11 protein-coding genes are annotated in these 18,550 nt (G+C 71.7%); all 11 read right to left on the bottom strand.

The annotated features are described in order from the left end of the window. Positions 1–212: 212 nt before the first annotated feature. Complete coding sequence (locus QZL85_RS10455) at positions 213–428, bottom strand: Rv0909 family putative TA system antitoxin (RefSeq protein WP_295576557.1); 216 nt, start codon at positions 426–428, stop codon at positions 213–215. A 170-nt stretch (positions 429–598) separates the two neighbouring features. Further along, positions 599–1,792: an elongation factor Tu gene (gene tuf / locus QZL85_RS10450; protein ID WP_295576556.1), complete on the bottom strand. Its 1,194-nt coding sequence runs from the start codon at positions 1,790–1,792 to the stop codon at positions 599–601. A gap of 148 nt (positions 1,793–1,940) precedes the next feature. Beyond that, entirely contained in the window at positions 1,941–4,055 is a 2,115-nt protein-coding gene (fusA, locus tag QZL85_RS10445; RefSeq protein WP_295576555.1) for an elongation factor G, read from the bottom strand. Between the two features lie 84 nt (positions 4,056–4,139). Continuing rightward, positions 4,140–4,610 carry a 30S ribosomal protein S7 gene (gene rpsG / locus QZL85_RS10440; RefSeq protein ID WP_028496536.1) on the bottom strand — a complete coding sequence of 157 codons (471 nt, stop codon included), beginning with the start codon at positions 4,608–4,610 and terminating at the stop codon, positions 4,140–4,142. A 5-nt stretch (positions 4,611–4,615) separates the two neighbouring features. Further along, entirely contained in the window at positions 4,616–4,984 is a 369-nt protein-coding gene (gene rpsL, locus QZL85_RS10435) for a 30S ribosomal protein S12 (RefSeq protein ID WP_013584051.1), read from the bottom strand. Between the two features lie 254 nt (positions 4,985–5,238). Continuing rightward, positions 5,239–6,630 (bottom strand): DUF5684 domain-containing protein, encoded by a 1,392-nt coding sequence (locus tag QZL85_RS10430; RefSeq protein WP_295576554.1) that lies wholly within the window; start codon positions 6,628–6,630, stop codon positions 5,239–5,241. Beyond that, entirely contained in the window at positions 6,627–9,083 is a 2,457-nt protein-coding gene (locus tag QZL85_RS10425; RefSeq protein ID WP_295576553.1) for a transglutaminase-like domain-containing protein, read from the bottom strand. Before QZL85_RS10425 ends, QZL85_RS10430 begins: the two co-directional genes overlap by 4 nt. Then, positions 9,080–10,450 carry a DUF58 domain-containing protein gene (locus QZL85_RS10420; RefSeq protein WP_295576551.1) on the bottom strand — a complete coding sequence of 457 codons (1,371 nt, stop codon included), beginning with the start codon at positions 10,448–10,450 and terminating at the stop codon, positions 9,080–9,082. The genes QZL85_RS10425 and QZL85_RS10420 overlap by 4 nt, the downstream gene beginning before the upstream one ends. Then, entirely contained in the window at positions 10,447–11,412 is a 966-nt protein-coding gene (locus tag QZL85_RS10415) for a MoxR family ATPase (RefSeq protein WP_295576550.1), read from the bottom strand. Before QZL85_RS10415 ends, QZL85_RS10420 begins: the two co-directional genes overlap by 4 nt. Continuing rightward, complete coding sequence (locus QZL85_RS10410; protein ID WP_295576549.1) at positions 11,409–17,342, bottom strand: Ig-like domain-containing protein; 5,934 nt, start codon at positions 17,340–17,342, stop codon at positions 11,409–11,411. The genes QZL85_RS10415 and QZL85_RS10410 overlap by 4 nt, the downstream gene beginning before the upstream one ends. Continuing rightward, positions 17,342–18,466 (bottom strand): serine/threonine-protein kinase, encoded by a 1,125-nt coding sequence (locus QZL85_RS10405; protein WP_295576548.1) that lies wholly within the window; start codon positions 18,464–18,466, stop codon positions 17,342–17,344. Before QZL85_RS10405 ends, QZL85_RS10410 begins: the two co-directional genes overlap by 1 nt. Positions 18,467–18,550: the final 84 nt, after the last annotated feature.

The raw sequence follows: 18,550 nt of genomic DNA, 5'->3' as shown, positions 1-18,550 counted from the left end.
CCTGCCCCCAAGTGTCGCCGGCCCCAAGTCCCGACGACGACGGATGAGCTCCCAAGCCCATCGGCGGCCCGTCCTCACCCCCCGGATCGGACGACAACCGCCAAGGGCGACGCTAGAAGGCGAAGGGGTGCGGCGTCAAGCGTTTCGCGCGGATGAGTCGGAAAAGGGGGGATGCCGACCGGCATCCCCCCTTCCACGTCCCGCTCTTGCGGCTACTCGTTGCCGATCTTCGTGTCGATCCCGTCACGCACGTCGTCGACCTTCGCGTCGACCGAGTCCGGCGCGACGCTCTTCACGAACTCCGCCGCCGCGTCGAGGACCTTGTCGCTGACGTCCTCGGCCTGATCCGACTTCAGCGTCTCCTCGATCTTGTCCTTGTTCTGCTCCAGGAAGTCCTTGCCCTGGTTGACCAGATCCTCGATACCCATGTCCGTCCCTTTCGTGGGGTGCTGCCGGGCGTCGCCGCCCGCTCTCGCCAGTCTGGCCCGAGCGCCCCGGGCCGGGCAAGAGCGGACACGCGTCCGGCGCCCGGCGGCATCCCCGGACAGCACGAAGCCCCCCGGGCGGACCCGGGGGGCTTCGTGAGGTGTCGGAAGACTTACTTCAGGATCTTCGTGACCGTGCCGGCGCCGACGGTGCGGCCACCCTCACGGATCGCGAAGCCGAGGCCCTCCTCCATGGCGATCGGCTGGATCAGCTCGACCGTCATGTCGGTGGTGTCGCCGGGCATGACCATCTCGGTGCCCTCGGGCAGCGTGATGACGCCGGTGACGTCGGTGGTGCGGAAGTAGAACTGCGGACGGTAGTTCGTGTAGAAGGGGTTGTGACGGCCACCCTCCTCCTTGGACAGGATGTACGCCGTGCCCTCGAAGTTGGTGTGGGGCGTGACGGAGCCCGGCTTCACGACGACCTGGCCGCGCTCGACATCGTCGCGCTTGAGGCCACGGAGAAGCAGACCGCAGTTCTCGCCGGCCCAGGCCTCGTCGAGCTGCTTGTGGAACATCTCGATGCCCGTGACCGTGGTCTTCTGCGTCGGGCGGATGCCGACGATCTCGACCTCGGAGTTGATGGCCAGCGTGCCGCGCTCGGCGCGACCCGTGACGACCGTGCCACGGCCGGTGATGGTGAAGACGTCCTCGATGGGCATGAGGAACGGCTTGTCCTTGTCACGCACCGGGTCGGGGATCGACTCGTCGGCGGCGTCCATCAGGTCGAGGATGGACTGGGTCCACGCCTCGTCGCCCTCGAGAGCCTTCAGGCCCGAGACGCGGACGACCGGAGCGTCGTCGCCGGGGAAGCCCTGGCTGGACAGCAGCTCGCGGACCTCGAGCTCGACGAGCTCCAGGATCTCCTCGTCGTCGACCATGTCGGCCTTGTTCAGCGCGACCATCAGGTACGGCACGCCGACCTGCTTGGCGAGCAGCACGTGCTCACGCGTCTGGGCCATGGGGCCGTCGGTGGCGGCGACCACGAGGATCGCGCCGTCCATCTGGGCCGCACCGGTGATCATGTTCTTGATGTAGTCAGCGTGACCGGGCGCATCGACGTGCGCGTAGTGACGCTTCGGGGTCTCGTACTCGACGTGCGAGATGTTGATCGTGATGCCGCGCTGACGCTCCTCGGGAGCCGAGTCGATCGACGCGAAGTCACGCTGCACGTTGGTCGCGGACGGGAACTTGTCGGCGAGCACCTTCGAGATCGCCGCGGTGAGCGTCGTCTTGCCGTGGTCGACGTGACCGATCGTTCCGATGTTCACGTGCGGCTTGGTCCGCTCGAACTTGGCCTTAGCCACTGGGTCCTCCTCAGGACGGTCATGTAGAGGTTCCGGGCGCTGGATTGCGACCGGTGCTCTACGGGGATGTTGTCAGTGTAGTTGACAGTGCTGTATTCAGTTTGGGTGGATGCCGAGAGCCGGAGCCCCCGGCATCCGAAGGGGAGGGTTACTCGCCCTTGGTCTTCTGGACGATCTCGTCCATGACGGCGCGCGGGACCTCGGCGTAGCTGTCGAACTCCATGGAGTAGACGGCACGGCCGGAGGTCTTCGAACGCAGGTCGCCGATGTAGCCGAACATCTCGGACAGCGGCACCAGGGCCCGGACGACCTTGACGCCCTGGGCGTCCTCCATCGACTGGATCTGGCCGCGACGGGAGTTCAGGTCGCCGATGACGTCGCCCATGTACTCCTCGGGCGTACGCACCTCGACGGACATGAGCGGCTCGAGGATGACCGGGTTCGCCTTGCGGACGGCCTCCTTGAAGCCCATCGAGCCGGCGATCTTGAACGCCATCTCGGACGAGTCGACGTCGTGCGACGCGCCGTCCATGAGGATGGCCTTCACGCCGACCATGGGATAGCCGGCGAGCACGCCGACGTTCATGGCGTCCTGGAAGCCCTGGTCGACCGGAGCGATGTACTCGCGCGGGATGCGGCCACCGGTGACCTTGTTCTCGAACTCGTACGTCTTGTCGGCCGTGACCGCGAGCGGCTCGAGCGCGAACTGGATCTTCGCGAACTGACCCGAACCACCGGTCTGCTTCTTGTGCGTGTAGTCGTGGCGCTCGACGGTCTTCTTGATCGTCTCGCGGTACGCGACCTGCGGCTTGCCGACGTTGGCCTCGACCTTGAACTCGCGCTTCATGCGGTCCACGAGGATGTCGAGGTGCAGCTCGCCCATGCCCTTGATGACGGTCTGACCGGTGTCGGAGTTCTGCTCGACGCGGAACGTCGGGTCCTCCTCCGCGAGCTTCTGGATCGCGAGACCCAGCTTCTCCTGGTCGGCCTTCGTCTTGGGCTCGATCGCGACCTCGATGACCGGCTCCGGGAACGTCATCGACTCGAGGACGACCTGGTTGGCCGAGTCGGACAGGGTGTCACCGGTGGTGGTGTCCTTCAGGCCGATGACGGCGTAGATGTGGCCGGCCGTGACCGAGGGGACCGGGTTCTCCTTGTTGGCGTACATCTGGAAGATCTTCCCGATGCGCTCCTTCTTGGACTTCGTCGAGTTGACGATCTGCGCACCGGAATCCAGGTGACCGGAGTACACGCGGATGTAGGTGAGGCGACCGAAGAAGGGGTGCGTCACGATCTTGAACGCGAGGGCCGTGAAGGGCTCCTCACGGTCGGAGTGACGCAGGATGACCGTCTCTTCGTTCTTCGGGTCGTGGGCCTCGATGGCGGGCACGTCCAGCGGCGAGGGCAGGTAGTCCACGACCGCGTCGAGCATCGGCTGCACGCCGCGGTTCTTGAACGCCGAGCCGCACAGCACGGGGTAGATCTCCGAGTTGACCGTCAGCTTGCGGATCGCAGCCTTGATCTCGGCGACCGTGAGGGGCTCGCCACCGAAGTGCTTCTCGAGGAGCTCTTCGTCGGTCTCGGCGACCGTCTCGAGCAGCAGCTCGCGGTACTTGGCGACGACATCCGCCATGTCGGCCGGGATCTCCTGGACGTCGTACTTGGCGCCCATGGTGACATCACCCTTGGCGTCGCCGGCCCAGACGAGCGCGCGCATCTCGACGAGGTCGACCACGCCGACGAAGTCGTTCTCGACGCCGATGGGCAGCTGGATGACCAGCGGCTTGGCCTTGAGCTTGTTGACGATCGTGTCGACCGTGAAGTAGAAGTCGGCGCCGAGCTTGTCCATCTTGTTGACGAAGCAGATGCGCGGGACGTTGTACTTGTCGGCCTGACGCCAGACGGTCTCGGACTGGGGCTCGACGCCCTCCTTGCCGTCGAAGACGGCGACGGCGCCATCGAGGACGCGGAGCGAGCGCTCGACCTCGACGGTGAAGTCGACGTGGCCGGGGGTGTCGATGATGTTGATCTGGTTCTTGTCCCAGAAGCACGTCACAGCAGCGGAGGTGATCGTGATGCCACGCTCCTGCTCCTGCTCCATCCAGTCGGTGGTCGAGGCGCCATCGTGCGTCTCGCCGATCTTGTGGTTGGTTCCCGTGTAGTACAGGATGCGCTCGGTCGTCGTCGTCTTGCCGGCATCGATGTGCGCCATGATGCCGATGTTGCGGACCTTCGTGAGGTCGGTGAGCACGTCTTGTGCCACGGGAAATTCCTTACGTGTAGTGAGGGATGCTGTTGAACCGTCGCTCTCGCGGATGTGTCATCCGCGAGAGCGACGGCATCGCTGTTACCAGCGGTAGTGCGCGAAGGCGCGGTTCGACTCGGCCATCTTGTGGGTGTCCTCGCGGCGCTTGACCGCGGCACCCAGGCCGTTCGAGGCGTCGAGGATCTCGTTCTGCAGACGCTCGGTCATCGTCTTCTCACGACGGCCCTTCGCGTAGGAGACGAGCCAGCGCAGCGCGAGCGTGTTCGCGCGGTGCGGCTTGACCTCGACCGGAACCTGGTAGGTCGAGCCGCCGACGCGGCGGCTCTTGACCTCGAGGGTGGGGCGGACGTTGTCGAGCGCCTTCTTGAGCGTTGCGACGGCGTCCTGGCCGTTCTTGGCCTCGACGCCGGTGAGGGCGCCGTAGACGATGGCCTCGGCGATCGACTTCTTGCCGTCGACGAGGATCTTGTTCACCAGCTGGGTGACGATCGGAGCGCCGTAGACCGGGTCGTTGACGACGACGCGGCGAGGTGCGGGTCCCTTACGAGGCATGTTCCTTAACCCTTCTTCGCGCCGTAGCGGCTGCGAGCCTGCTTACGGTTCTTGACGGCCTGGGTGTCCAGGGCGCCGCGGACGATCTTGTAGCGCACACCCGGGAGGTCCTTGACACGGCCGCCGCGGACGAGCACGAGCGAGTGCTCCTGCAGGTTGTGGCCCTCGCCGGGGATGTAGGCGGTGACCTCGGTGCCGTTGCGGAGCTTGACACGGGCGACCTTGCGCATCGCCGAGTTCGGCTTCTTGGGCGTGGTCGTGTAGACGCGGGTGCAGACCCCGGCCTGCTGCGGGTTCGACTTCAGTGCCGGCGCCTTGGTCTTCGAGACCTTCGGCGAACGGCCCTTGCGAACCAACTGCTGAATGGTTGGCACGTTCTCTCCTTGTGAATGCTGCACGGTGACAGCGTCGTGGTTTCACCACAGATCCACCGGCGCAGCGCGAACGCGCCGTGCTTTCATGGTGGATATGCCGTGGGGGTGATCTGTTCGCAGATCATTCCCTGAGATGCGGCGCCTCGGTCTCCCCGCCTGGCGACTCGATGCCGAGGCGCGACGCAGGGCGCGCGTGAGCGCACACCCGGTCAATCATACGCCCCGCGGGAGGGGCGGTCAAACGAGGACCGGGGTCAGCGATCGCCGCGCGCGAGCGTGATCTGCGCGTCGCCGAGACGGAAGCGATCACCGGCGGGGACGGGCGACCCGGGGCCGATCTCCTCCTCGGTCCCCATCAGCGTGGGGATGAGCACGCCGTTGGTCGAATGCAGGTCGGTCACCTGCCATCCGTCGGGCTTCAATTCGAGCCGCGCGTGCGTCTTGGAGACGGTCCGGGTGCGATCGTCCACGACGACCAGCTGTGCCCGGGGGTAGGCCGGGTCGGGCGCCGGCTGACGACCGAGGATGACGACGTCGGCCACGAGGGGGACCGTGCGCCCCGCCGCCGTCAGCGTCCATGTCGGGCGCCGACGGCGCGCGATGACGGTCTGCTCGGCGTCGTCATCCTCCTCCGTGCCCGGCGGGCGCTGCTGTGCGGACACGGATCGGCGGGCCGCGAGCGGGGCTCCCGCGGCCGGAGAGCCCACGACCGCGGAGACCTCCCCCGACATCTCCGGGAAGGCGTCCGGGTCGTACTCGGCCGAGCGTGCGGGAGCCCACGGCTCGGGCGGCGCCGCCGGGCCGGGAGCGGGTACGCGCGTCACCGGCGCATCGCCGTGGACGCTCGGCACGGCGGACTTCCGGCCGGGCACGAAGGCGATGGGGCCTTCGGCCGGCGAGACGGGAGGAGGGCTGTACGGGCGCGAGGACGCGGCGCTGGGCGGGAAGGGCGACGGGTGCACCGCCGAGACCTCGTCGACCTCGGACGGCCACGCGGCGTCGTCGTGCTCGTCGGCGACCGGGGCGTACGGCGCGCCCGGCTCGCTCCGCCCCGCATCGGCGACGGGGGTGTCGGCGCCCGCGCCGACGACGATCGGGATGGGGGCCGTCGGCGGGCGCCAGGCGGAGGCGGCCGGCTCCGGCGCGTCCTCGCCGGGGGCGAAGGCGGCGGCCCGGGACCCCGTGGGGTCGGTGTCGACCACGGACGGGATGGCCGGCGACGGACGCGGACCCACCGGGGATGCGCCGGCGGCGCGCACGGCGCGCGCGCCCAGCCAGCGGGACGGACCGAACCCGAGGATGCTCGCCCACACGACGAACAGCACGGCGGCGAGGACGGTCATCTCCGTCCCGTAGCCGAAGCCCGGGTTCAAACGGTGCGCCGCGATGGTCTGCAGGACCCACAGCACGAGCGGACCGACGATCGGCACGAAGAAGAGCAGCACGAGCCACGGGTTGAACCCGCCCCAGCGCAGCACGGTCGCCTGGTTCAGCAGGGGCACCCAGCCCTTCCACGGCTCCTCGCCCATCTTCCGGAACATCGCGGCCAGGGCGAGCGCCGTCCACACGTACAGGGCGACGCCGATCGCGAGGGAGAGCAGGCCCAGGAGGGGCGTCAGCGAGTCATCCAGGAGCGGGCTCATCATGGTTCGGTCCGTCGGCCGGAGGGCCGACGGCTCCCCCTCTCGGTGGTGTGGGCTCGGGTCCCGCCGAGGCGGGCGAACGATCTCAACGATACGGCGGCGCGCCAGCGGCGCCAGAAACCCGTCGCCATGCCGTGCCGTTCGGCCTCGACGATGCGCCAGAACTCGTCGGCCTCGGCCGGTGTGATCCCGCCGCGAGAGAAGACGGCCTCGTCGGCCGCTTCGGCGAGGACCGTGCCGGCGGGGGTCGCGAGGATGCCGGCGGCCTCGGTGCGGGTGAGGTGCCCCGGGGCCGGCCGACCGGCGTCGGCGGCGGCATCCACGTACTCCTCCCAGCCTCCGGCGATGCGGGCCACCGGATCGTCCGCGCGCCGGCGGCCGCGGCGCCGCAGCGCCTTCGCCGCGACGATCAGCAGCGACGGGCCGATGACGATCGCGACGATGCTCGCTCCCACTCCGACGCCGCGGAGCGCCGCCCACAGCCAGGTGAGGTCGAGGGCGTCGGCGTCGCGGTCGGCGCGGGAGGTGTCGTCCTGCGCCGGGCGCGGCGGCACGACCTCCTCGACCACGTCGGGGCGGACCTCCGTCGCGACACGGGGGTCGCGCTGCTCGGTGACCAGCAGGGCGGGAGGCTGGGCGTGCTGCGGGGTCACGTCGACGGCGATCCACTGGCCCGCGGACGAGCGCACCTCCACCCACGCGGCGAGGTCGCCCGAGCGGCAGACGCCGTCGGTGCAGGACGGGAGCCCGGGTTCGGCGGTCAGGCGCGCACCGTAGACGATGCGGGCGGGGAATCCGAGCTCCTGCGCGATCAGCGCGACGGCGACGGAGAACTGCTCGTCATCGCCGATGGCCGCCACGAGGCCCCCCGTCGCCTCGTTCTCGCGCTCGAGCAGCGCGTCGAACATGTCGTCGATGCGGCCGAGCGAGTGCCCGGAGGTGGACGGGACGAACCGGTACCCGTCGAGGCGCTCCATCCAGGCCGTGTCGGCGTCTTCGGTCAGCGCGTGGCTGAGATAGCCGCGGGCGCGGAGCAGATCCACGAGGCTCGCCAGCGTCGCCCCGCCGGTCCCGACGGCGTGCTCGTCCACCCACCGGCGCAGACTCGTGGGCGCCTCGACCCGCGACGCGACACCGCCGGGCGCCGTGGCCTCGGCGAGGGTCGCCGCCGGAACCTCGCTCCCGCTCAGGCGGTAGCGGTCACCCGCCCGCCACCCCGCCGTCTGCACCGCGGCGCCGAGCTCGGCGCTGTAGTAGAAGCCGTCGGCGAGGGTCGCGGCGCGAGAGTCGTCGAACCGCGCCGATGCGAGCGCGCCGATGGTCGGCATCCAGATGTCGGTGAGCGCACCGATCTGCACGACCGCGCCGACGGCCTCACCGGCACCCGCGTCGCGCATGGCGGGCACACGGGCGAAACGGCCCCCGGCGCCCGCGGAGCCGGTGCGGAACACGGCGCCGTCGTACGTGTCCAGCGTCGCCAGGCGGACCCGGTCGGGGAGGGTGGCGCCGCTGACAGTGAAGGCGACATCGTCGATCACGTCGTCGGTGAAGAGCGTGCGGTAGGCGGCGAGCGGGCTGAGCGCCTCGGACAGCTCCACCTCCGGCCCGACGGCATCGCGGAGGACATGCCGGTCCGCGGACAGGGCGGCGGCGGGGACGACGGCCGCGACGCCGAGCGCGGCGACCGCGACCATCCCGACGCCGAGCGCCGCCCGCCGGGCATCCGCACGGGACCTGCGCCGACGCCGCACGCCGCTGGCGTGCGCGGCGCGCTGCAGCGCGTCCTGCCGCTCGTGCCGGCCGCGCCAGGAGAGCCACAGCACACTCGCCAGCAGCGCGGCCACCCCCACGGCCGTCTCGGCGGGCGCGGAGATCGTGAGCGGGCCGAGGTCCAGCGGAGCGCTCACGGAGGTGCGGCCGAAGACCAGTCCGAAGCCGGTCATGGCGAGGGTCACCGGGACGGCCGCATACGCGCTCCGGCGCTGCTGCCACGTCAGCTGCAGGGCGATGCAGGTTCCGCAGAGGAAGACCACGAGGGCCGGGACCAGCAGATTCCGGTACGTCCCCACCGGGAGGGCCACCGTCACGAGGTCCTTCCACCCGACGACGACGCCCGCGACGAGCTCCCCGAGTCCGCGCAGCAGCTCGCCCGCGCTTCCCGTGCGGCCGGGGACGCCCAGCGGCACCCCCACGATCAGCAGCGTGAGCGCCAGCAGACCCGCGGTCGCCCAGCCGCTCCAGCCGCGCCGCGCGATGAGGACGGCGAGCGCCGCGCCCAGGAGCGACCCGGCGCCGACGACCATGACGAAGGCCGGGTCGCGGTAGATCGGCCACGCCGCGATCGCCGCCAGCAGGATCATGACGATGACGTACGCGGTGCCGGCCACGTAACGACCGCGCCACTCCACGGTGCCCGCGCTGCTCGGGGACCCCGCCGCGTGCTGCGCGGCGGTCATGATGTGGCCGATCGGAGGAGGAGGCCTGCGAGATCGTCGAGCGTGCCGACCGTGAGGGCCGTGAAGCCCCCGAACACCTGCGAGCGCGGGTGCGCCTGCTCGTCGCACACGACCGCGAGCACGGCGGTGTCGGCAGGGAACGCGAGCGCAGCACGGCGCAGGCCCGCGGGGCCGAGGGTCGACCCCGTGACGACCACGGCGATGGAGAGCCGCTCGTTCGCCTCCGCCGTGAGCCGGCACACGTCCTCGAGCGCCATCGTGTTGGCGAGCCGGTCGACGCCGCTGAAGCCGTCGAGCAGCGGTCGCGGCGCGCCGGAGGGGATGTGGCGGATGGCCCGCAGGCGACCGCGGACGACGCGCGGGATCTCGGCACCGACGACGATGTCGAGGTCGCGCGCGTCGTGCACGGCGCGGACGGCGAGGGAGGCGGCGCAGCTGACGGCGAGCTCGAACTCCTCGGGTGACGTGTACTCCGGCTCGGCGAGGCCCAAGACCACCGCCATCCGGGAACGACGGGACTCCTCGTACTGCCGCACCATGAGTCGCCCGGTCTTGGCGGTGGACTTCCAGTGGATCTGCCGGCGGGCATCGCCGGGCGCGTACTCGCGGATGGCGTGGAAGCTCATGTCGGCGTCGACGAGCCGCCGCGTCGGGCTGCCGTCGAGGTCGCGGATGAGCCCGGCGCTCGTGGACGGCAGGGCGACGGTGCGCGGGTGCACATACAGGTCGTGCCGGTCCTCGAAAGCGCGCTCCCGGCGGAGGAGGCCGATGGGATCCGATCGCACGGTCGTGGCGGGACCCACGGGCACGATGCCGCGCGGCTGCGGCGGGATGTCGAAGTCGTGGACGATCTCCTGCCCGGGGCGCAGCAGCGGCACCCCGAACTCGACGAGTCCGGCGTCGACGGGCACGTCGATGCGACCCGGCAAGGTGACCCGGGTACCGGCGTTCCGGACGGTGACATGGGCGGCGACGCCGTTGCCGGCGACGACGCGTTCGTGCGCGAGACCCAGATCGACGTCGTAGGCGCGCGCGCCGAAGAGGAAGGGCACGGTCATCGCCAGGAGCACGAGGGCGACGACGCCGGCGGCGATCCACTCCACCCAGCCCAACGCGAACCCCACGACCAGCCCGAGGCTCGCCGCGAGGAGGACCAGGGCCCCGGCGGGGCGCACGGTGCGCCCCACGGCGGCGGCCGTGACACGGGCCGCGCGACGCAGCATCCGCCACAGTCGTGTCGCCCACACGACGAGGCCGACGAGCGCGCGGGAGCGCGGCGAGGTCACCTCGGTGCGCTCCCCCGAGCCCGTCGAGGTGGTGGTGCGGGTCACCCGGGTGTCGGCTCCGCGCGGGTCGAGGGCGGTCATGGCGTGTCTCGGCGGGTGGGCGGTGGGACGTCGAGGAGCACCTGGCCGATGACGGCCTCCTGTGTGACACCGTCGAACTCGGCTTCCGGGTGCAGGATCAGCCGGTGCGCCAGAACGGCGACCGCGAGGCGCTTGACGTCGTCGGGGGTCGCGTAGGTGCGGGCGCGCGCGGCGGCGCTCGCCCGGGCCGCACGCGTGAGGGCGAGAGCCCCTCGGATGCTGACGCCCAGGCGCACCTCGTCCGCGGAGCGGGTCGCGTCCACGAGCCGGGCGATGTAGTCCAGGACGAGCGCGTCGGCGTACACGTCCGCGGCGAGCTCGGTCATCCCGACGAGTGCGGCGGGCGTGACGACGGGAGGCAGGTCGTCGGTCGCGACGGCGGCGCGGTCGAGGATCCGCACCGTCGCGGCGTGATCGGGATACCCGAGCGAGGTGCGCATGAGGAAGCGGTCGAGCTGGGCTTCGGGCAGCCGGTACGTGCCCGCCTGCTCGATCGGGTTCTGTGTCGCGAGGACGAGGAACGGACGCCCGACCGGCCGGGTGACCCCGTCGATCGTCACCCGCGACTCCTCCATGACCTCGAGGAGCGCGGCCTGCGTCTTCGGGCTCGCCCGGTTGATCTCGTCGGCCAGCACGATGTTCGCGAACACGGGGCCGGCGTGGAAGTCGAACGCCCCCGTCTTCTGGTCGTAGACGGTGATCCCGGTGATGTCACCCGGGAGCAGGTCGGGTGTGAACTGGATGCGGGTCGTCGTCCCCTGGACGGACTGCGCGACGGCGCGCGCGAGCGAGGTCTTCCCCGTGCCCGGGACGTCCTCCAGCAGCACGTGGCCCTCACTGAGCATCGCGGTCAGGATCAGCTCCACGACGTGACGCTTGCCGAGCACGGCGCGCTCGACGTTGTCGGCCAGCTGGCCGAAGGTCTGCGCGAACCAGGTCGCCTGCTCCTGGGTGATGGTCATTCGTCGTCCTCGTCTGTCGTGTCGCCGGGGGGCGGTGGCGCGGGGCTGCAGGTCGCGGAGAAATCGGCGGTCGCCGGGTTCAGATTCCAGCCGCGTCCCGCCCAGTCCACCACGACCCCGATCCCGGTGACGCGCACGGCGGCATCCGGGACGATCCACGGGTCGGGGCCCGCGGACAGTTCGGCGCCGTCCGCGTCGAAGTACCGCATCCCCACGGGGGAGAAGTCGACACGCGCGAGGGAGTCCGTCGACGAGGCCTGGGGCACGAGCCGCGCGCCGCCGTTGCAGGCGTCGACCCACCAGCGCGCCTGGACCTGGTACGGCGCGCTGCCGCGCGCAGGGGTCACGGCGCCCCACGCCGACTGCCACCAGCCGGAGGTGTGCTCGTAGCGCACCGTGATGCCCGGATCGGTGTCGAAGACGCCGGACGGGTAGCCGCGGAAGGCGGCGACGTTGTCGTACGGCGGGGTCTGCCACGACGTCGGCGCCGAGTCGATCGTCCACCGGGCGGCCTGACCGTCGACGCGGGCGGTGGGCCCGACGACGAAGGTGAAGCCCTCGGGGGCCGCGGTCGACTGCACGGCGCGCACCTCGGCGGTCCGCGTCGAGCGCCCGAAGGAGCGACCGTCGAACCACGACTCGACGCACAGGACGAAGGTGTAGAGACGTCCGTCGGGCAGCCCTCGGAACTCGGCGGTGCGCCCGTCCGGCGAGACGATGCACGGCTGTCCGTCCCGGACGATGCCCCAGCGGAGCTGGGAGCGGTCGCCGTTGAGGCTCGCCGAGCCCACCGCAGAGACGTCGGTGCGCCCGTCGCCCGCGGACGTCGCGGTCAGGGCGAGCGAGAGGTCGATCGGCGCGCCGATGCCGTTCGCCATGGCGGTGAGGGATTCGATCGTGGGTGCGGCGCCGGCGACCGGTGGCACCTCGAAACGGGAGCGGGGGGTCACGGTGACCGGGGTGGCGGTGTTCGCGCCGACGCGGAAGGAGGGGACGGCGACGTCGGTCTGCCCTTCCGCGACGGCGACCGTGATGGTCTCGCCGGCGGGGCTCGCGATCTGGAGCGACCCCGTGTCGGCGGCATCCACGCCCGCGACGGCGAGCGAGACGAGACCGCCCTCCCCGCCCGTCACGAGCGGGGTCGCCGTGACGCTGCGCGGTGGCAGCGGCGGGTCGTACGCCCACGCGACGGTCCGGACCGACGTGCGCGAGACGCCGACGGCGTTGACGGCCACGACCTCGAACTCCCGCCGTTCCCCGTTGGGTGCGGTGAGGGCGGGGCAGACACCCGCGGCGGTGCACTGCGCCACGACCTCGCCGCCCTGTCGCACCTCGAAGCCGCGCAGCGCGGGGTACGCGGTGCGCGCCGCACCCGGGTCGACGCGAAGCGTGAGGGAGGCGTCGCCGTACGCCGACTGGATGATGCTCGCGGGTGCCTGCGGGTATCCCTGCAGGTCGAACAGGATGACGCCGTCGCGATCGCCCGCGCTCTGCCGGTCCTGCGCATCGCGGACCGTGAAGGACGCCGTGCACGTCGAGCCGGGTGCGTCCTCGGTCCACGAGGCGGTGACGGTGCGCGCGGATGCCACCGCGAACGTGATGCCCGTGCAGACGCCGCGCGGATCCACGGCCACGACCTCCAGCGGGGTGTCGGGCAGCGGGTTGACCTCGCCCGGCGCCCCGATCACCGTGATGGTGCAGCGCGTGCCGGTGGACTGGCTGCACAGCTGCTGCGCCGTGCCGCCGTGCGGGAGCTCGGACGGCGCCGCGCCCACGCGCAGGATCATGCGCGCCGGTGCCACCCCGGCGTGGCTGACGACCTCGACCGTGACGAACTCCGAGGTGCCGGGCCTCGCATCGTCGCGGGCCGCGACGGTGAGCACGGCGCCCCGCAACTCGATGCCGAAGGATGCGGCGGTGTCTTCGACGCGGTACTCCACGGCCTCCGGGCGCCCCTGCCAGGTCGTCAGCTCGCCGAGGTCATAGGTCTCCGATTCCCCCGGTGCGACCGTCATCGAGGCGGGGCTGAGGGTCGGCTGGGGCTCGAGCGGCGTGACCGTGACGGGGACCGGCAGCACCGTCCAGCCGCTCTGGCCGGCGAGGCGCACCGACACGAGGCACGCGTCCGTCCACGGCGCACCCTCACCCGCGGTGTAGCGCACGGTCGTCCCGCGCTCCCGTTCGCAGACGCCGGCCTCGCGGGCGCCGGAGGCGCGGACGTCGCCGACCTGGAGCTCGCTGCCGCGGGGACGAGCGACGAGAGCGGCGATGTCGGCCGTCTCCTCCTCCCCCTCGCCGACGACGATCGGGGGGATGCCGGAACGAAGCGTCAGGGGCGGGTCGGCCTCGGCGGGCAGCCGCAGGAAGGCGTAGGTCGTGACGGGTCCGTCGGTCGTCTGACCCGTGACGGAGAACGGGATGATGCGCGCCTCCTCGCTCAGCTCGCCCCGCAGGCGGTCGCCGTCGACGACGACGCCGCGCGGCGACCGCCACAGCCCGAGGGTCAGCTCGTCCACCTCGCCGCCGGACCACGTCACCTTGCCGGCGAGCACGTCGACCCCGGTGCCGAAGTCCTCGCGATCCTCGACCGTGAGGACGGTGTCGGCCACGATCGGATAGTCCGGCACCCGATCGCGCACGACGCGCACGACGATGAGCCCCCGTGCGGTGTTGAGCGAAGACGATTCGACGTCGTACAGGAAGGCCATCGTGCCGGGTTCCGTGCCCGCCGCGATCGTCACGGTGTCGTCCGTGACCGACAGGATGCGGCTCTCCAGCAGCTCGTACTCGTCGCTGGGCGTGCCGTCCGCCGTCGTGAGGGGGACGTCCGGCCGCACGTCGGTGAGCGTCAGCTTCCCGCGCATCGGATCGAGGTCGTTCGAGAGGGGCTGGACGCGGATGACGTTCCCCTCGCCCTGCCGCACGTGCACGTAGTCGGTGTACGTGACGGGGCCGGGGTTGGCGTCGCCGGTGAGGACGCCGACGCGCACGGTCGCCTCGCCTGTGGCACCGGAGGCGTCCACGACGCGGTAGCGGAAGGCGTGCTGGCCGCTGTCGCCGGCCACACTCGTGTAGACGATCGAGGTGCCGTCCGCGGAGATGGCCGCCGATCCCACGTCGGGCTGGTCCACGATGCGGTCCAGGCGCACGACGTCGCCGTCGGGGTCCATGCCGAATCCGTCGAACGGGATCGTGGTGGACAGTCCGCTGAGGACCCGGCCGGACAGGTTGGCCGGCAGCGGCGGGCGGTTCGCGTCGTCGGCGAGCGCGCGGATCCGCACGGTCGCGGTGTCGACGAGCGTGGGCGACCCGGTCGTGAAGACGTCGTACTCCACCGTGTACGTGCCGGGAGTGGTGGGGGCGAGGTAGCGGAGCAGGTCTCCGGAGGCGAATGCGAGCGCGCCCGTGCTGGAGGACGCGATGGACTCGGGGTCGATGCGCGGACGGGCGCCCGAGGGAGCGAAATCGTTCGCGAGCACCGGGATGTCGACCTGCGACCCGGCGCGGACGACCACGGTGTCATCGACGGCGATGGGCGCGATCTCGGGCGGCGGGGGCAGGAGGTACACCGTCGCGAGCCCCTCGACGGACGCGCCCTCGTCGTTCGTCCCGTCGCTGACGCGGTACGACACCGTGCCGAGCGGGCCGGCCTCCCCCGTGGCGGTCGTGCCGGACACCCGCAGCTGGCTCTGTGCGACGGCATCCACCGACAGTGTCGCGCCCGCCTCGGGGAACGCGACGACGTCGCTGAGCAGCAGCACCCGTCTGGTCGGATTGGACACCGCGGCGAACACGTCGACCGTCGCGTCGGCCTGCGGACGCACGAAGGCGATGACGGGCGCCGTGGACAGCTGGGCGGGGGCGTCCTCCGGCAGCAGCGTGATGCGGGCGACGCCGGTCGCCTCGCCGGAGCCGACCGCGACGGTGACCCCCACCCGGTAGGTGCCGGGCTCGCTGGTCGAGAAGTCGAACTGGGTCGTGCCGCCCACGACGGTCGCGGTGGCCGCAGCGTCGTCGAGCACGCGGGCGGCCGTCAGCGTCATCTCCCCCGCCGCGCCGGTGACGTGCGGGGCGACGTCGACGGTGAGGCGCGAGCCCGCGGTGTCGACGACCGCGAAGGACTGCACCGTCGGCTCCGGGTCGCCGACGACGCGGATGACGAGCGTCCGCGTCGCGGTCGCTCCGCGGGTGTCCGACACCGTGTAGGTGAGGGAGATGCTCTCGTCGCGGCCGTTGGCATCGCTGTGCTGGTAGACCAGTTCGCCGCTCGGGACGAAGGCGACCTTGCCCACCCCGGACGGGTTCACGACGCTCTCCAGGAGCAGGGCGTCCCCCTCGGGGTCGACCCACTCCGCGAGCACCGGGAGCGTGAGCGTCCCACCGCGCGGCAGCTGCGGTGCCACGGCATCCTGACGGCATCTCGGCACGCCGCACCACACGGGAGGGGAGTTCGCCGCGTCCGCCGCGACGGTGAGCGTCACGGTCGCGGGTGGGGAGTCCAGCCCGTCCTCGTCGGTGCCGTCCGTGACGGTGTAGGAGAAGGCCGCCGCGCCCTCCGCGTCCGGCGCGACGCGCACGGCGAGGCGCTGCCGGTCGTCGGTCGTGGTCAGGACGCCGAATCCCGGGTCCAGTCCCGTCACGGAGGTCGGGTCGATCGCGAGGACGTCCTCGTTGGGGTCGTGGTCGTTCAGCAGCACGGGCAGCGGCACGAGGGCGCCGGGGCGGACGCCGAACGCGTCGGGCACCGCGACCGGAGGGCGGGGGTCGATGACGGCGGGCGGCTCCTCCTCGCTGGGCTCGGCCGTCGACTCGGTGACCTCATCGATGTCCCAATGCTGGCTGGAAGGCAGGAGCCGCGCGTCGTCCACGGTCCACACCCACCCGGAACGCGCGTCGTTGAGCACGAGGGCGTTGCCGGTGTCGAGGAAGACGGGGCGACGCTGCGGAGGAAGCTCGGCCCCGTTGTAGTCGAGCGTGCGCACCTGCCCCCCGTCCCAGAGCGTGCCGGGCCCGGCTCCCTCCGGGAGCCAGGCGGCGTACACCCGCCCGTCCCGGACCACCGGCCGGGCGGGGGTCCCGCGGACCGCGTCGCCGGTGGGCACGATCTGCTCGGTGGCGCCGTCGACGCCGACGCTCACGAGGCCGCTCTGGTCCGCGAGAAAGACGGTGTCGCCCTCGGGGTCGGGGCGGCTCAGCACGACCGCCCCGTCCGTCGCGGCCTGTCCGGCCTCATCGACACCCCGGACCCAGAACCGCCCGTCATCGGCGTCGACGAGCACCCAGTCCTCCGCGGCCGAGGTGAGCGCCGGCACGTCCGGGTTCGCGTCCACCGGGTCCTCGCCCCGCACGGTCGAGGAGACGATGTCGAAGCGCAGCACCGCGTCGTCGGTCGACGAGTAGCTGAACAGCATCCCGCGTGCGTCGACGGCGATGGCCTCCGCCGTGTACTGCGGCCGATCCTCGTCGTCCGGGGAGCCGAACGGGTCGACGCGCGCGGACGATCCGGTGGACAGCCGCCCGGCATAGACGGCGCCGGTGTCGGTGCGGTAGGCGACGAAGTCTCCCGCGCTGACCGCTTCGCGTGTCCCGGACGGGGCGGAGTCGGCCTGCTCGAGCCCCTGGACGTCGAGGTCCACCGGCGCCGCCTCATCGATGCGGATGACCTTGCTGTCGCTGTCGGTGAACATGTAGGCGCCGGTGCTCGCCTGCACGATGCGGGTGGGGTTGGCGACGCGGCGCACCGTGTCGAGTTCGCCGATGGCGGTGTTGACGCGGGCATAGCGGAGGCCGTCGCTCTGCAGCACCCAGACCGACGCGTCCCGCGGCGGCGTGTCCTGTGCGTCGAGCCCGGGCCAGACGATGCTCAGCCCGGTGACGAGCGCGACGGCGACCGCGCTCGCGGCGAGGCCGACGACGGTGCTGCGTCGCATCAGCGTGCACCCAGGAGGACGGCGGCGACGACGACCACTGCGACGACGATCACCGCGGCCCCGACCAGCCACGGCCAGATCCGCCGGCGCACCGGTGCCGGACCGGAGATCGCGGAATCCTCGTCGCGGCCGCGGGGAGGCACGGGATCGGTCGTGCGGCGGCGGCGCGTCTCGTGCGGGACGGTGCTGCGGACCGGGCCGCGGACACGCGCGTCGGCGAAGTCGATCTCGTCGGAGATCGGCGTCCACTCCTCCGTGGGCACCTCGAGCGGCGTCGGAGCGAGGCCGAGACCGCGCTGCACGTCGCGGACCGCCTCGCCGAACTCGCGCGCGGTCCGGTAGCGATGCGCGGGGTCGCGCGCCATCGCCGTCGCGAGGACGCGCTGCAGCTCGTCGGGCATGTCGGGGCGGGGCACGGGGACGAAGGTCGCGCGCGCGATGCGCCGGCGCAGGTGATCGCGGGTGTTCTGGCCGCGCTCCCGCCGTTCGAACGGGCTGTGCCCGGCGAGGAGCGAGTAGACCGTCGCGCCGAGGCTCCAGACCTCGCTCTCGACGGTGCCGGCGGTCTGCTCGGCGATCACCTCGGGCGCGCTCCACGGGATCGACATCGCCAGCACCTCCCCCGGCGTGTGCCGGAGGAGCGACGCGGAGATGCCGAAGTCGGCGAGGACCGCCGCCCCGAACGTCGTGACGAGGATGTTGCTGGGCTTGATGTCGCGGTGGATGAGGCCCGCCCGGTGGGCGGACTCGAGCGCGCCGGCGAGGCGGACGGCGATCGTCATGACCTCCTCGACCGGGATCCGCTCGATCCGGTAGCGCTGCGCGAGCGAACCGGGACAGTACTCCATGACGATGTACGGCCGCCCGTCCGCGGAGATGCCGGCCTGGTAGACCGTGACGATCGCGGGGTGCGCGGACAGGTGCGCGAGGACGTCGGCCTCCGCGTTGAACATGCGCAGCAGATCAGGATCCCGCTCGTCGGTGGGGAGCACTTTGACGGCCACGGCGCGGCGGGGCATGTCCTGCTGGTAGAGGAACACGTCGGCGAAGCCGCCCGATCCGAGGGGCCGCACGTAGTCCAGGCCGGGGAGGATGGGCGGCGACGACGGGAGCCTCTGTGCCATACCACCCCTCACCGGTCGACGGAAAAGACGCTTCGCCACGCGGATGCCGGGTGGCCGTGCTCTGCGGCGAGTCCGGCCCATGCT

This window comes from uncultured Microbacterium sp., from assembly GCF_900078385.1.
Classification (GTDB): Bacteria; Actinomycetota; Actinomycetes; order Actinomycetales; family Microbacteriaceae; genus Microbacterium.
Note: the sequence above shows the minus strand (reverse complement) of the source record. Positions and strands in the feature narration are given on the sequence as shown.

Bases quoted from the DNA above. Each gene is read 5' to 3' on its own strand.
- QZL85_RS10425 (WP_295576553.1), bottom strand. From the start codon at position 9,083: ATGACCGCCGCGCAGCACGCGGCGGGGTCCCCGAGCAGCGCGGGCACC.
- QZL85_RS10410 (WP_295576549.1), bottom strand. From the start codon at position 17,342: ATGCGACGCAGCACCGTCGTCGGCCTCGCCGCGAGCGCGGTCGCCGTC.
- QZL85_RS10420 (WP_295576551.1), bottom strand. From the start codon at position 10,450: ATGACCGCCCTCGACCCGCGCGGAGCCGACACCCGGGTGACCCGCACC.
- rpsG (WP_028496536.1), bottom strand. From the start codon at position 4,610: ATGCCTCGTAAGGGACCCGCACCTCGCCGCGTCGTCGTCAACGACCCG.
- QZL85_RS10430 (WP_295576554.1), bottom strand. From the start codon at position 6,630: ATGATGAGCCCGCTCCTGGATGACTCGCTGACGCCCCTCCTGGGCCTG.
- QZL85_RS10405 (WP_295576548.1), bottom strand. From the start codon at position 18,466: ATGGCACAGAGGCTCCCGTCGTCGCCGCCCATCCTCCCCGGCCTGGAC.
- QZL85_RS10415 (WP_295576550.1), bottom strand. From the start codon at position 11,412: ATGACCATCACCCAGGAGCAGGCGACCTGGTTCGCGCAGACCTTCGGC.
- QZL85_RS10455 (WP_295576557.1), bottom strand. From the start codon at position 428: ATGGGTATCGAGGATCTGGTCAACCAGGGCAAGGACTTCCTGGAGCAG.